This window comes from Bacillus sp. PAMC26543, assembly GCF_014250375.1.
Taxonomy (GTDB): Bacteria; Bacillota; Bacilli; order Bacillales; family Bacillaceae; genus Bacillus; species Bacillus halotolerans.
Genome location: NZ_CP060193.1, coordinates 3,351,753 through 3,367,276, shown reverse-complemented (window position 1 = coordinate 3,367,276; position 15,524 = coordinate 3,351,753). Strand labels below are relative to the sequence as shown.

Here is a 15,524-nt window from a genome sequence, read left to right as displayed (position 1 = left end):
AATTGGCATGCGCTCATTGTGCAGAATCAATCCATTTTTCCCTAGTCCCATTCACAATTCCGATTTATAATTTTATAATATAAGAGCTTCTATTATGAAAAAGGAGACAGACCGTGAATATCGATCAAAAACTATATCAATATATCATAGACCATACGGCTGACATTACTGAGAAATGGTTCAGTTTACGAAGTCAGCTGCAAGGCGAATTATATTCCGCCGAGCATTTAAGTGAAGAAACCAAAAAGCTTTTGACAGAGCAGCATACGTTTACGAATATAACAATCGCAAGTGCATTCCTGGAGGAACAAACCGAATTTCAAGACAATATGGCAAAATGGGCGCTGAATGTTGCGAAAAAAAGAGTAGAGCAAGATGTTCCGGTGCATGAGGTCGTCGAAGCCATATCAAATTCAAGAATCGCATTCTGGGATGCTGTCGTTACGTTTATAAAAGAGCATCGGGATATCGTCACAAATGAGGATGCTGACCGCTGGAACCGTATTGTGAATCAGTCTTTCGATAAGCTGATTATTGAGTTTTCCGAGCAGTATCAAAAATTTATGCTGATGAGGCTCACTTCTCAGCAGGAATTGATCAGTGAATTAGGCTGTCCGGTGATTTCCATTGCGGATGGAATCGGCATATTGCCGCTGATTGGCTCTGTAGACACAAAACGTGCGCAGGTGATTTTAGAGACAGTGCCGGTCCGATGCATTGAGAGAAAAATCACAAGTCTTGTTGTCGATCTTTCCGGCGTCCCGATTGTGGATACAATGGTTGCGCAGCAATTGTACAACCTGTCAAAAACACTTTTCTTACTTGGCGTCAAAGCCGTATTTTCAGGCATTCGGCCGGATGTCGCCCAAACATCCATTCAATTAGGGCTTGATTTCAGTGAATATGAAACATACGGCACGCTGAAGCAGGCGCTTGAAAACATGGGCGTCCGCTGTATTGTTGAGGAATTGGAACAAAACTAAGATGAAATCTGATTAGGCATATGACCGCCCCTTGATGAGGTGATCATATGCCTTTTTGATGTGAATAGAAATCACCATTGATTTATTGGAAAAAACATAATATTATAATTCTTATAAGAATACTATGAATTAAAACCGAACAGGGGGGAAGGTCATTGGTTTCAAAAACAACCGTTGATCCGAAAGTGATTGAAAAAATTATCAGCTCATTGGAAACACTGGATTTCGGCACCGTTCAAATCACCGTACACGATTCCCAGGTCACACAGATTGAGAAGGTCGAAAAGCACCGTTTCTCACTGAAAAGCAAAGAATCGAAGTAAAAGAGGTGTTTAAAAGGTTTTTGTTCGACATTAAATTCTCCTTAAAACATATACATATTTCATCCATTTTTTATATAATAGACCTTTAAGATCATTTCTTAGGAGGATTTTTGACATGCAAGCTACAGTTCATGAGAGTAAGCATTCGATCATGCAGCGCATTTTGACAGTGTTTATCTTTACACTGCTGATCGCGACTGTCGGCCTTTATATCGGCCAATTTGTTCCTGTCGCTTTGATGCTGCCGCTTTCCATTCTTGAAGTGGGGATGATTATTCTGGCCTTCTGGATGCGCAGAAGAAAAGCGGTCGGGTATGCGTTTGTTTATACATTCGCCTTCGTTTCCGGCATTACCCTATTTCCGATTGTCAGCCACTACGCTTCAATAGCCGGCGCCTATGTGGTACTTGAAGCGTTCGGATCTACATTTTTAATTTTTGCTGTGCTCGGTACAATCGGCGCAAAAATGAAGAAGGATTTATCGTTCCTGTCGTCGTTTCTGCTCGTAGCGCTCATCGCACTAATTGCGGTTGGCATTTTCAGCATCTTCAGCCCGCTGAATTCCGCGGCGATGATGGCGTATTCCGTTATTGGAACCATCGTCTTTTCCCTTTACATCTTGTATGATTTGAACCAAATCAAACACCGCGATATTACGGAGGACTTAATTCCGGTTATGGCATTATCGCTGTACCTTGACTTTATCAACGTGTTCATCAACCTGCTTCGCTTCTTTGGCATTTTAAGCAGTGATGATTAATCAGAAAGCGCCTGTCATTGAGATAGGCGCTTTTTGTAACGGTTGGCGTTTTTTTATGTACAGTGGATTGACAAAGGTGTCCGGCATTTTTACATCTGTTCTGATCGGCATTGTGTTTGTGTTCAGCGGCATATTTGTCACCGTCCCTTAAGAAAAAGTGCTGTAGCCTGTCCAGATCGGACGGGGTTTTTTAGTCTTTAAACACGCTTAGCTTTTCAAACATATCACTCAGCATATTTACGAACATGTCTTTTTCCTCATTGCTGTAGTTTTCCATTACTTCGGAAATCCTGCTGAAATGGCCGGGCAGAAATTGCTCCAGCCGTTCTTTGCCTTCCTTTGTCAGCTCGATACTCATTTTTCGTTTATCCTCGGTGTGATGCCTGCGGCGGACAAATCCGTCCCTCGCCAGTCCGTCAAGCAGGCCGGTAATCGTAGCTTTCGTGACGTTCGATTGCTTGGCGAGCTCCGTCGGGCTTAACGTGTGGTCCTTTGCGTCGAACAAAAGCATCAGGATTTTAAATTTTCCTTCAGACAGTCCGCGTCTGGCGAAATAATGCTCCATCACATGATTCATTTTTTTCGAGATATCAAACAAAGATAAAAATAATTCAAGAGAACCGGCGTCCACATTGGAATATGTCTCGGCATGTTCTGTTATATGCTTGTATTTTGGTAAATGTTTTAATTCCATCACAATAAGCTCCCGTACGTTTGTCGTTACACGATTATAATGGAGGGAAAATCAGAACGCAACCCGTGTTGGAGATGATTGACAGCTGTTTGCCGCACATAGTAAGGTAATATAGTTAGGTGCCTAACTACATACAGAGAACTGAAAAGGTGGTTATCAACATGAAACATATACTGATTGCGGGGGGCGGAATCGGCGGGCTGTCGGCAGCCATTTCTCTCAGTAAAGCAGGTTTTTCCGTCACCTTATGTGAAGCGGCTGCAGAAAACCGCAAGACCGGCGCAGGGATTCTCCAGCCGCAAAACGCACTGGCGGTGTTAAAGGAGCTGGGCGTATTTGAAGAGTGCTGCGAGCATGGATTTCAAACAGCATGGTTTAAAACCTTCGATAAGCAGGGGAATCTATTATTCAAAGTCAGTGAGTCTTTCTTAGATGATAAGCTTCCGGGCCGCAATAATATCCTGCGAAAAATGTTAAATGATATTCTCATCAAGCATGCCGAAGCTTCGGGCGCAAGGATTTTGTGGGGGAAAAAGATTGTGGCTTATGAAGAAACGCCTGAAGCGGTTACCGCTGTATTTGATGATGGAGAAAAGGTGCAGGCCGACATTCTGGCGGGCTTTGACGGCATTCATTCCATTGTGCGGGATGCCATGCTGCAAAAAGAAATAGAAAAAGAGTTTCTCGGCATGGGGGCGTGGCGCTTTTATATCGAACTTCCCGATTATACCTTTGAGGACGCGACATTGATGTTTAGAAGCGGAGAGACACAAATCGGCGTCGTGCCGCTTGCGGAACACGCCGGCTATGTTTTCGTCCTTCAGCCTTGCGCGAGCGATTATTGGGATGAGGAAGAGACCCGGTTTGATAGAGTCAAAGAGATCCTCTCAGGCTTCCCGGGGCTTGATTTTGTCACAAAGCATATGTCAAAAGAACACCCCGTCATTTTTAATAAACTGGAGCAAGTCGCAGTACAGGAGCCATGGTACAAAGGCCGCGTCGTCATCGGGGGAGACGCCGCCCATGCCGGAGCGCCGACCTTGGCACAAGGAGCGGCAATGGCCATCGAGGATGCCATGGTCCTCGCCGAAGAACTCAAAAACCACGACGGCATCAAAACCGCATTTCAGGCATACTTCGAAAGAAGAGCGCCAAGAGCGCTCAAAGTGCAGGACTTATCTTCAGAAATCGTCCGCCGCGGGCTGAAAGGAGAGCCGGGAGCGGAAGAGCTGATTGGAGAGTGCTATGCGGTGTTGAGAGAAGGTTATTAGAAATGTCATACGTTTGCCACTTATAGATGAACACAGTATTTTTTAAACATTTTAAGTGCTGTGAACTGAACTTTAGGAAGGGGAAATTTGTATGCCATGTAATACTTATTATTCAGATTATGTGTTGAAAATTTGTACAGATGCTGATTCTTATTCAGAGAGGGCAACATCGATTGATTGTGTAGCAACATATGGTGGAGGTTCAATTGCAACATTTGATTACTCAATGAGAGTAGAAGTGTGGAATGGTCATGATTGGGTTGTAAATGAAGTGAAAAAGGGTTCCTTTAGCCACTCAACACCAGCAAAGGTGTTTAAGTTGAAAAATCAGAAGTCATTAAAAAAGGGGAAAAATAGTGCCCGAGTAAGACTTATAGCTACTAATAGAGCCTCTGGCGCAAAATTTAATATTAAAACCCCAGCTTTTATAGTCAAACGATAAATTATAACGCTGCCTGCATTTATACTGCTGGCAGCGTTACTCTAAAATATTCAGTATTTCTAACTTTAAATATTATTAACTACCTTTTTTTAAATTACATAAATCTAATAGACTATGTTTTCTTTAAATAATTTGAAAGATTTATATTATTGCTGTTCTGTGTTCCTCTGTTGTATCCGCTCAATCACCTCATGCAGCCCCTCAGGCTTATAAAACTCCACCGGCGAACTGCCCTTCTCAAACGAAATCGTCTCGGCTTCAATCAGCGCGACATAGCGCCCGTTCACCTTCGCAAGATGAATCGATTCGCCAAAATCAGCTAGCAATCCCTTAATCTCGGTTTCTCCGACTTTCATTTTCAGCTCGGCTTCCGGCGTGTGCTCGATGATCTGGGCGGAGGCTTCGATCACTTGATGCGTGTCGAGGCGTTCTTGGATTTCCCGTTTTTCGCTCGCTTCCCAGATTTCGATGTCTTGTTCAAACTGCTTGAGCTCTTCACTGTTGTCCTCAAATGTCTCATAGACGTGCTCCTGCACCATGTTCATGACCTGGGTTTTCATGATTTCCGGCATTGATTCGCCGTACTCAACGAATTTCAGGAAATCCTCGAAATAGCGGGCGTGCGAGGCTTGGTGGATTTTCAGCTCGCCTTCCTCGACCATTCCTTCCTCCGGCATGAACGGGTATTGGATGCTCTTCATGTTTTTTGTCGTGATGGCCATTTCGACTTTTTTAATGAGGGAAGACGCGTCTGAGATGCGGGCGACCTTCGGCTCAAAATCACATTTCATAATGAAGACAAATGACTCGTCGAAGTACTTTCTCGGCACAGCCGAAGCGACTAAGAACACACCGCCGCGGACCGCGCTTGTATCTAGGTACGTGCGGACGAACTGTTCGCTCAGCTCGTTAAAGTCCTCTTTTGTTTCCGCCAGGCGCGCACGGTTGAACATGTTGTAGTTCGGGTTGGAATCCAGCTCGTGGCCGGGTTCGACGATAAAATGGCCGATTTTCGTCGGCACCTGCTCGGATTGGGGATGGCGATCCGCTTTCCGTTTGACGATTTTTTTCAGCTCTCCGTCAAGAAAGTCCTTCAGCTCGCTTTCTTCAAATTCCTCTGTATTAAGGGTCTGGAAGTGCTTGAATTGCTTGTTTGCCTGCTCATCCTTGCCCTCCACCTGTATGACATAAAAGGATAAAAATCGAATTTCAAAATCCATATATGAACTCACCTTATTTGCGTATTGTACAGCTTCTCAAGTATAGAAAAAACAATGATCAGGCGTCAATCAGAGAAATGGAATAATCGTCACCATGAAAGGGAAATGTAGTCAGATAGAAAGCATTACATACGGAAAGGAATGGTTCGATGAAGGAAACAAGCCCGATTCCTCAGCCGAAGACGTTTGGACCGCTCGGCAATCTTCCTTTAATTGATAAAGATAAACCGACCCTGTCACTGATCAAATTGGCAGAAGAGCAAGGCCCCATTTTTCAAATTCACACACCGGCGGGCACGACAATTGTGGTGTCCGGCCATGAACTCGTGAAAGAAGTTTGTGATGAAGAGCGTTTCGATAAAAGCATTGAAGGCGCTTTGGAAAAAGTTCGCGCGTTTTCCGGTGACGGATTGTTTACAAGCTGGACGCATGAGCCTAACTGGAGAAAAGCGCACAACATTCTGATGCCGACGTTCAGCCAGCGGGCCATGAAGGATTATCATGAAAAAATGGTCGATATCGCTGTTCAGCTGATTCAAAAGTGGGCCAGGCTCAATCCGAATGAAGCAGTCGACGTCCCTGCGGATATGACCCGGCTGACGCTGGACACGATCGGGTTATGCGGATTTAACTATCGTTTTAACAGCTACTACAGAGAAACGCCTCATCCGTTTATCAACAGCATGGTGCGCGCGCTGGATGAAGCGATGCACCAGATGCAGCGGCTTGATGTTCAAGATAAACTCATGGTCAGAACAAAGCGCCAATTCCACCACGATATTCAAACGATGTTTTCGTTAGTCGACAGCATTATTGCAGAGCGCAAGGCGGATGGGGACCAGGATGAAAAAGACTTGCTCGCCCGGATGCTGAAGGTGGAAGATCCGGAGACCGGGGAAAAGCTTGATGATGAAAACATTCGTTTTCAGATCATTACATTTTTAATTGCCGGCCATGAAACAACGAGCGGTCTGCTTTCGTTTGCGATCTACTTTTTATTGAAGCATCCCGACAAATTGAAAAAGGCGTATGAAGAGGTCGACCGGGTGCTGACGGATGCAGCGCCGACCTATAAACAAGTGCTTGACCTGAAATACATCCGGATGATTTTAAATGAATCATTGCGTCTATGGCCGACGGCTCCGGCTTTCAGCCTTTATCCGAAGGAAGATACGGTCATTGGCGGAAAATATCCGATCACAACCAAGGACAGAATTTCTGTCTTGATTCCGCAGCTTCACCGCGATCAAGACGCATGGGGAGAGGATGCTGAGGAATTCCGTCCAGAACGGTTCGAACATCAGGACCAAGTGCCTCATCATGCTTACAAGCCGTTCGGGAATGGACAGAGAGCCTGTATTGGCATGCAGTTCGCCCTGCATGAGGCTACACTTGTGCTGGGCATGATTTTAAAATATTTCACTTTGATTGATCATGAGAATTATGAGCTTGATATCAAACAAACGCTGACACTTAAGCCCGGTGATTTTCACATCCGGGTTCAAACGCGAAATCAGGAAGCGATTCATGCCGGCGTCCCGTCTGAGGAAAAAGCGGAGCACAACGATGAACAAAAGGGCAAACAGGAAACGAAAAGTGCATCGGTTATCGGTCTCAACAACCGGCCGCTTCTCGTACTGTACGGCTCTGATACCGGCACTGCGGAAGGCGTCGCCCGGGAGCTTGCAGATACAGCCAGTCTTCACGGCGTAAGGACTGAGGTTGCGCCCTTGAACGATCAGATTGGAAAGCTGCCGAAAGAGGGAGCCGTTGTGATCGTCACCTCTTCCTACAATGGAAAACCGCCAAGCAATGCGGGGCAGTTTGTGCAGTGGCTTGAAGAAATACAGCCGGGTGAGCTTGAGGGTGTCCATTATGCGGTGTTTGGCTGCGGAGATCATAACTGGGCAAGCACGTATCAGTACGTTCCCCGAACCATTGACGAGCAGCTAGCGGAAAAAGGGGCGACCCGTTTTTCTGCACGCGGAGAGGGCGATGTGAGCGGTGATTTTGAAGGACAGCTTGACCAGTGGAAAAAAAGCATGTGGTCGGACGCCATCAAAGCCTTCGGACTCGAGCTTAATAAAAACGCTGATAAGGAGAGAAGCACGCTGAGCCTTCAGTTTGTCAGGGGGCTGGGAGAATCCCCATTAGCCCGGTCGTATGAAGCGGTTCACGCATCCATTGCGGAAAATCGTGAACTCCAGTCCGCAGACAGTGGGCGCAGCACCCGCCATATTGAAATTGCGCTGCCTTCTGGCGTCGAATACCGGGAGGGCGATCACCTTGGCGTTCTGCCAAGGAACAGCCGGACAAATGTCAGCCGGATTCTTCACAGATTCGGCTTAAAAGGAACTGACCAAGTTACACTGACGGCAAGCGGGCGCAGCTCCGGGCATCTGCCTTTGGATCGGCCTGTCAGCCTGCATGATCTGCTCAGCTACAGCGTCGAGGTGCAGGAAGCGGCAACAAGGGCGCAAATACGCGAGCTGGCCGCATTTACCGTCTGTCCGCCTCATAAACGTGAATTGGAAGATATGACGGAAGAGGGCGTTTATCAGGAACAAATTTTGAAAAAACGGATTTCCATGCTGGATCTGCTCGAACAATATGAAGCATGTGAAATGCCGTTTGAACGGTTTTTAGAGCTTTTACGCCCGTTAAAACCGCGGTATTATTCGATTTCAAGCTCTCCGCGGGTGAATCCGGAACAAGCCTCGATAACTGTAGGCGTTGTGCGCGGGCCGGCTTGGAGCGGCCGCGGCGAATATCGCGGAGTGGCATCGAATGACTTGGCGGAGCGGAAGGCGGGAGATGATGTCGTGATGTTTGTCCGCACACCGGAATCCCGATTTCAGCTCCCGGAAGACCCTGAAACACCAATCATCATGGTGGGGCCGGGAACAGGGGTTGCGCCATTCCGCGGATTCCTGCAAGCCCGGTCAGCTTTAAAACGCGAGGGAAAAACGCTCGGCGAAGCCCATCTTTATTTTGGCTGCAGAAATGACCGCGATTTTATTTACCGGGATGAGCTTAAGCAGTTTGAACAAGACGGAATTGTTACTGTGCACACGGCTTATTCCCGTAAAGAAGGCATACCGAAAACGTACGTTCAGCACCTCATGGCGGAACATGCGGAAACCTTAATTTCGATCCTCGACCGCGGCGGCCGGCTTTATGTATGCGGTGACGGCAGCAGGATGGCGCCTGATGTGGAGGCCGCGCTGCAAAACGCATATCAGTCTGTTCATGGCACCAGTGAAGAAGAAGCGCAAAACTGGCTCAAACATCTGCAGGAAACAGGCATGTATGCAAAGGATGTCTGGTCAGGGATTTGATTGTTTTTACAAAGGACTGGAAAGATCCAGTCCTTTTGTTATGTCCTTTTTAAAAAAATGTGATCTCGCTAAACGTCTGTGCATACAATAACCACAGTCCGCCTGATGGGCGGGCTGTCCTTAAGACCTATTTCTCGTTTTTGCTAGTTTATGTTATTCTTATACTCGGTATCTATTTCTTTTTTTCCAAAAGCGGGCATGACAAAAGAAACCTTTTTTATTTACGAGAAAAAAAGTGAAACGAATTGAGGGCTTCTTTCGTCCAGTGTTTGGTTTGAAATAGGTGTAATAGAAATGGTATGGTGCAAAACGTAAATATCCCGGTATAGCGCGGTATATTTATTTGTTGTGTGATGCCTTGATTTTGTTTGGAAAGAAGGAATTGAAAGACAGGATAAAAGAGAAGGTAAAAGTAAATAAAGACTTAAAGTGTTTAAGAAAGTAGAGGTTGCCATGAAGAAACTTTTTTCTTACAAACTTAGCTTTTTTGTGTTGGCTGTTATACTGTTTTGGGCAAAAACGTATTTATCCTACAAAACAGAGTTTAACCTTGGGGTAAAAGGCACAACCCAAGAAATCCTTTTGGTGTTTAACCCGTTCTCAAGCGCCGTCTTCTTTTTAGGACTGGCTTTGCTTGCGAAAGGGCGAAAATCGGCTATTATCATGCTGATTATTGATTTTGTGATGACGTTCATTTTATATGCAAATATTTTATTCTATCGTTTCTTTGATGATTTCTTAACGTTCCCGAACATTAAACAGTCCGGCAACGTCGGAAACATGGGAGACGGTATTTTCAGCATCATGGCCGGTCACGATATTTTCTATTTCTTAGATATTATCATCTTGATTGCGGTACTGATCTGGAGACCTGAATTCAAAGGATTCAAAATGAAAAAACGTTTTGCGTCTTTGGTGATCCTTTCCGGGGTCGCACTGTTTTTCATCAACCTGCATTTTGCGGAAAAAGACCGCCCGCAGCTGCTGACAAGAACATTTGACCGCAATTATATCGTAAAATACTTAGGTCTTTACAATTACACCATTTATGACGGTGTGCAGACGGCTCAAACAGAAACGCAAAGAGCGTATGCAAGCAGCGATGATCTGACAAGTGTCGAGAATTACACGACGTCACATTACGCGAAGCCGAACGCTGAGTACTTTGGTTCTGCCAAAGGCAAAAACATCATTAAGATTCACCTGGAAAGCTTCCAGTCGTTCCTGATTGATTACAAGCTGAACGGTGAAGAAGTTACGCCATTCTTAAATAAACTGGCCCACGGCGGCGAAGACGTCACGTACTTCGATAACTTCTTCCATCAGACAGGTCAGGGTAAAACATCTGATGCCGAGCTGACAATGGATAACTCGATCTTCGGTCTTCCGGAAGGCTCCGCATTTGTAACAAAAGGCGAAAACACATACCAGTCGCTTCCTGCGATTTTGGATCAGAAGGAAGGCTATACAAGCGCCGTCCTGCACGGTGACTACAAATCGTTCTGGAACCGCGATCAGATTTACAAACATATCGGCTATGACAAATTTTTCGACGCAAGCACGTACGACATGTCAGAAGAAAACATCATTAATATGGGGCTCAAGGATAAGCCGTTCTTTACAGAATCGATTCCAAAACTTGAATCTCTGAAAAAGCCGTTTTACGCGCATTTGATTACCTTGACAAACCATTATCCGTTTAACTTGGATGAAAAAGACGCGACGATTAAGAAAGCGACGACTGGCGATAATACAGTCGACAGCTACTTCCAGACTGCCCGTTACCTTGACGAGTCCCTTGAGCAATTCTTCAAGGAACTGAAGGAAGCAGGTCTGTATGACAACTCAGTCATCATGATTTACGGTGACCACAATGGGATTTCTGAAAACCATAACCGCGCGATGAAAGAAATTCTCGGAAAAGAGATCACAGATTATCAAAACGCACAAAACCAGCGTGTGCCTCTGATGATCCGCATTCCTGGCAAAAAAGGCGGAGTGAACCATACGTATGGCGGCGAAATTGACGTCATGCCGACACTTCTTCACTTGCAAGGTATTGATTCTGAGAAATATATCAACTTCGGTACCGATTTATTCTCTAAAGACCACGACGACACAGTGGCGTTTAGAAACGGCGACTTTGTAACGCCGAAGTACACATCTGTCGACAATATTATCTATGATACGAAGACAGGTAAAGAAGTAAAAGCGAATGAAGATACGAAGAACCTGAAAACGAGAGTGACACAGCAGCTGAAGCTTTCAGACAGTGTCCTTTACAAAGACTTGCTGAGATTCCACAAACTCAGTGACTTTAAAGCCGTTGATCCTTCTGATTATCATTACGGCAAGGAAAAAGATATCGAATAAGACAAAGAAGAGCCTTGAGCGGGCGCATTGCCGCGCTCAGGGCTCTTTTTTTGTGTGGTTACATAACCAAGTTGAAAAAATAGATTCCATTTGGTCACCAAGGCCGCCTCTCTCTCATATCATTACAGTAGATTTTGAAACCGGTATTGGAATCGGACAAATTATCGGGGAAATGCCTTGATAGATTGTAAGGAGGTACCAAGGTTTCGAACTCAATATTCATAGAGATGAGGGGTAGAGATGAAAGCGGTCATTCTCTGCGGCGGAAAAGGAACGAGAATGAGTGAGGTCACGAATGAACTTCCTAAACCGCTCGCCATGATAGGCGGAAAACCGATTCTATGGCATATTATGAAAATCTATCAGTACTACGGAGTGAACGAGTTTATTCTGCTTTTAGGCTACAAAGGAGAAAAAATCAAAGAATATTTTCTGAACTACGAATGGAAGCACAACAGCCTCACGCTCGACAGTTCTACAGGAGAGGTGCAGATGCTGGGACAGCCTGAAACGTGGAAAATCACATTTTTGGAGACAGGGGAAGACACGCTGACAGCCGGAAGAATCTTGCAGGCGAAGGACTACATCGGCGATGAAACGTTTATGCTCACCTATGGGGACGGGCTGGCCAATATCAATCTTTTTCATCTCATCAGCTATCATCAGACAAAGGGGGCTGCCGCGACTGTCACCGGCATTGATAAAGTCTCGCAGTTCGGCACCTTAACGGTTGAGGATGGCATAGCGAAAACATTTTCTGAAAAGACATCGAGTGACGGCATCATCAATGGCGGATTTTTCGTTCTCAATCCAAAGGTTTTCGATTATTTGCCGGAGGACGGAAACGCCATGTTCGAAGATGAACCGCTGAAGAACCTTGCGAAAGACGGTGAACTTGCCGTGTATCGCCATTACGGATTTTGGACGGCAATCGATACGTATAAAAATCTTTTGGAAGTCAACAAGCTGTGGGATCAAGGACAACATGTATGGAAGGTATGGTGAACTGATTTGAGTTTCTGGAAAAATAAAAACGTATTTGTCACGGGTTGTACAGGTCTTTTAGGAAGCTATTTGGTGAAAGAGCTGATCGAACAGGGCGCAAACGTGACGGGGCTTGTCAGAGATCATGTGCCTCAGTCCAATCTTTATCAGGGAGAACATGTGAAGAAAATGAACATCGTGCAGGGCGCTCTTGAAGACTTGCCTGTGATTGAACGCGCGCTTGGCGAGTATGAAATCGACACGGTGTTTCACCTCGCTGCACAAGCGATTGTCGGCGTAGCGAACCGCAACCCGGTTTCAACCTTTGAAGCGAATATTCTCGGCACGTGGAATGTTCTTGAGGCCTGCCGGAAGCATCCGTTAATCAAGCGTGTCATTGTCGCGTCAAGCGATAAAGCATACGGCGATCAAGAAAACCTTCCGTACGATGAAGATATGCCGCTGCAAGGCAAGCATCCGTACGACGTATCGAAAAGCTGCGCGGATCTGATCAGCCATACGTATTTTCACACCTATGGCCTGCCGGTCTGTATCACACGCTGCGGAAATCTGTACGGCGGCGGGGATTTGAACTTCAACCGCATCATTCCGCAGACAATTCAGCTTGTGCTGAACGGGGAAGCTCCCGAAATCCGCAGCGACGGCACCTTTGTCCGCGACTATTTCTATATTGAAGATGCCGTTCAGGCTTATCTGCTTCTGGCGGAGAAAATGGAGGAACACAACCTCGCCGGGGAAGCCTTTAACTTCAGCAATGAGATTCAGCTGACTGTGCTTGAGTTAGTCGAGAAAATATTAAAGAAAATGAACAGCAATCTAAAGCCGAAGGTGCTGAATCAGGGAAGCAATGAAATCAAGCACCAATATTTATCTGCGGAAAAAGCGAGAAAGCTGCTGAATTGGACACCTGCTTACACCATTGATGAAGGACTTGAAAAAACCATTGCGTGGTACACAGAATTCTTCAAAAAGTAACGCGAAATGAGGTGAACATACCGTGACGAGCGCCTATTGCACCGTTTTATCAAAAGGAAGATTATATCAGGCAGTCGCCTTATTTAAGTCTTTAGCGCAAGTCGATCAAGAAAGCCCCATTTTTACGCTTTGTATGGATGATGACACGCACCGCGTATTGCAGAAATTGAATCTGAAGCAGCTGACACTTGTACCGGTGGCAGCGCTTGAAAATGAAACGCTCCTGAAGCTGAAGGATACACGGGATCAAAGCGAATACTGCTGGACGATGAAGCCGATCTTTCTGCAAGCTGTGCTGAACAGCAATCCTGAACTGGAACGGGTGACGTATATTGACGGAGATTTATTTTTCTACACCGACCCGTCACCGATATTTTCGAACCAGCCGGACTGCTCGGTGCTGCTTTCCCGGGGCGATATTATCATCCCTTCCTTTGAGAGAGAGCAAATTGATATGCTGCAGCGTCTGTTAGGCAGATATAACTCGGGCTTTATTAGCTTTAAACATGATAAAGCAGGAACGGACTGTCTGGAGTGGTGGAAGGAGCGCTGTCTTGAGGAGTGTAAAAATGCGCCGGGTGAAGGGAAATTCGGGGATCAGGGCTATTTGGATTATATGTCTGAGCTGTTTCCGAATGTGTGTGACATTACGACACCAGGTGTGAACATCGGCCATTGGAATTACGGACAGCATACGTTTTCCTGGAAGGATGGCCGAATTGTGCTGGAAGATGGAAACCCGCTGATCTTCTATCATTTCAGCGGATATCGAATCGTCAGCATCAATGAAATCAAACAGATTCACGAAACAACACGCACAGACCTGCCGTTTGTGCATGAGCTGTACCAGCAGACCCTGCCGCATATCATTCAGCATATCAAAGCGCTTGACCCTGAATTTAACGGTTTTGCTTCAAAAGATGATAACAAATAAATGATTAAATACAGGAAGTGAAAATGAAGTGAAAGCAAGCGTTATTATTCCTGCATATAATTCAAAGGAGCGCCTCTATAACAGCCTTCTGTCTTTAAACCAGCAGGAGTGCGATGAAGAGTTTGAGGTCATCGTAGCAGATAATGGCTCTGAGGACGGGACGCTCTCGATGCTCAAATCGTTTCAAGCGGACTTTCCGCTGATTTTTGTACGGATTAAAGAAAACAGGGGCATTGCATACGGAAGAAATCAGGCGGTCCGCAATGCCAGAGGAGATATTCTGATATTCCATGACAGCGATATGCTTGCTGCCAAGGATCTTGTGGCAAAGCATATCAAAGCGCATGAAAACGAAGAGAATCTTGTCGTGTGCGGTTTATTTTGGAAAAGGATCTACAGCTATTATTATGAGCGCTTTGAAGATGAACATAAGAAGCAGCTCGCAAAATTATATGATGAAATGCCAAAAAAAGACAAACAAAAGCTTCTGGCGGAAGCGGATATCAAAAACGAAAGCTTTCTGGATCAAAGCTTTGACCTTGATACCGATTTTATTGACGTGCTGAAGCGGATACTGGATGAATACGGCGATGACTTAAAGGGCTACCATATGCCGTGGCGTTTTTTTATCACAAACAATTCATCAGTAAAACGAAAGCATGTGGCTGATCTCGGTTTGTTTGACGAAGGCATTGTGCGGTACGGGTTTGAGGATTATGATCTTGGGATCAGGCTCCATCAGGCCGGACTCACGTTCAGGCTGCACCGCGATATTGTCAGCGTTCATCAGGAGCACCCGAGCAATTGTCAGTCAGTAGACGATATCAGAGCAAACATTGCCTATATGTGCGACAAATATAACAACATTCAGTCATTAGACGTTCATCTTGCCTTTAACGGCCCATTCCCTCCGGACATGACCAACAGGATTATGGCTGATATTCATAAGCTGCTGGACTCGAAGAAATACGACATGCTGCTGCATCTGTTTCTTGAGCTGCTCCATGTCGTGAAGGATCGCAATCTGGACCCGGATTGGCAGAAAAAAACACCGCGGGTGACTGCGAAAAACTTTGATTTGCAAGCCGTTCAAAAGCTTCTGCCAAAAGCGAAGAAGAAGCTTGGCGTGAACGATTTTGCCAATGCACTGTATGCGCTTGTCAATGATTTACTGCACGTGGATCTTAGATAAATGGATGTGGTATG

General features: G+C 45.6%; 13 protein-coding genes. 11 read left to right on the top strand and 2 right to left on the bottom strand.

Annotated features, from left to right (window positions below; all coding sequences use genetic code 11):
* The first annotated feature begins 113 nt into the window (after positions 1-113).
* The 3 genes from H7F27_RS17015 (at position 114) to H7F27_RS17005 (ending at position 2,066) form a co-directional block, all read left to right on the top strand.
* Positions 114-983, top strand: a complete 870-nt coding sequence (locus H7F27_RS17015) for an STAS domain-containing protein (protein WP_024120517.1) — start codon at positions 114-116, stop codon at positions 981-983.
* 155 nt (positions 984-1,138) lie between these two features.
* Positions 1,139-1,306: a YezD family protein gene (locus H7F27_RS17010; protein WP_024120518.1), complete on the top strand. Its 168-nt coding sequence runs from the start codon at positions 1,139-1,141 to the stop codon at positions 1,304-1,306.
* Between the two features lie 115 nt (positions 1,307-1,421).
* Entirely contained in the window at positions 1,422-2,066 is a 645-nt protein-coding gene (locus tag H7F27_RS17005; protein WP_185848191.1) for a Bax inhibitor-1/YccA family protein, read from the top strand.
* A 190-nt stretch (positions 2,067-2,256) separates the two neighbouring features.
* Here the strand turns inward: H7F27_RS17005 and H7F27_RS17000 are convergent, their stop codons facing one another.
* On the bottom strand, positions 2,257-2,760 hold the full coding sequence (locus tag H7F27_RS17000) for a transcriptional regulator YetL (RefSeq protein WP_185848190.1): 504 nt from the start codon (positions 2,758-2,760) through the stop codon (positions 2,257-2,259).
* Between the two features lie 161 nt (positions 2,761-2,921).
* Here H7F27_RS17000 and H7F27_RS16995 point away from each other — a divergent pair, with 161 nt between their 5' ends.
* Together H7F27_RS16995 and H7F27_RS16990 are read left to right on the top strand one after the other, a co-directional pair.
* Complete coding sequence (locus H7F27_RS16995; RefSeq protein WP_185848189.1) at positions 2,922-4,031, top strand: FAD-dependent oxidoreductase; 1,110 nt, start codon at positions 2,922-2,924, stop codon at positions 4,029-4,031.
* A 91-nt stretch (positions 4,032-4,122) separates the two neighbouring features.
* Positions 4,123-4,473 (top strand): hypothetical protein, encoded by a 351-nt coding sequence (locus H7F27_RS16990; RefSeq protein ID WP_103672159.1) that lies wholly within the window; start codon positions 4,123-4,125, stop codon positions 4,471-4,473.
* Positions 4,474-4,619: 146 nt separating this feature from the next.
* On the opposite strand, the gene H7F27_RS16985 is transcribed toward H7F27_RS16990, so the two are convergent.
* Positions 4,620-5,693, bottom strand: coding sequence for a DUF3900 domain-containing protein (locus tag H7F27_RS16985; RefSeq protein ID WP_185848188.1), 1,074 nt, complete (start codon positions 5,691-5,693; stop codon positions 4,620-4,622).
* Between the two features lie 149 nt (positions 5,694-5,842).
* Between H7F27_RS16985 and H7F27_RS16980 the strand changes: the two genes are divergently transcribed.
* The 6 genes from H7F27_RS16980 to H7F27_RS16955 all read left to right on the top strand — a co-directional run bounded on the left by H7F27_RS16980 (position 5,843) and on the right by H7F27_RS16955 (position 15,510).
* Entirely contained in the window at positions 5,843-9,031 is a 3,189-nt protein-coding gene (locus tag H7F27_RS16980) for a bifunctional cytochrome P450/NADPH--P450 reductase (protein ID WP_103672161.1), read from the top strand.
* Between the two features lie 453 nt (positions 9,032-9,484).
* Positions 9,485-11,404 (top strand): lipoteichoic acid synthase LtaS1, encoded by a 1,920-nt coding sequence (ltaS1, locus tag H7F27_RS16975; RefSeq protein ID WP_024120525.1) that lies wholly within the window; start codon positions 9,485-9,487, stop codon positions 11,402-11,404.
* Positions 11,405-11,644: 240 nt separating this feature from the next.
* Entirely contained in the window at positions 11,645-12,409 is a 765-nt protein-coding gene (locus H7F27_RS16970; RefSeq protein WP_024120526.1) for a glucose-1-phosphate cytidylyltransferase, read from the top strand.
* A 6-nt stretch (positions 12,410-12,415) separates the two neighbouring features.
* Positions 12,416-13,384, top strand: a complete 969-nt coding sequence (locus H7F27_RS16965) for a GDP-mannose 4,6-dehydratase (protein WP_024120527.1) — start codon at positions 12,416-12,418, stop codon at positions 13,382-13,384.
* A 22-nt stretch (positions 13,385-13,406) separates the two neighbouring features.
* Positions 13,407-14,318 (top strand): putative nucleotide-diphospho-sugar transferase, encoded by a 912-nt coding sequence (locus H7F27_RS16960; RefSeq protein ID WP_185848187.1) that lies wholly within the window; start codon positions 13,407-13,409, stop codon positions 14,316-14,318.
* Positions 14,319-14,346: 28 nt separating this feature from the next.
* Positions 14,347-15,510: a glycosyltransferase family 2 protein gene (locus tag H7F27_RS16955; RefSeq protein WP_101860600.1), complete on the top strand. Its 1,164-nt coding sequence runs from the start codon at positions 14,347-14,349 to the stop codon at positions 15,508-15,510.
* The last annotated feature ends 14 nt before the right edge of the window (positions 15,511-15,524 follow it).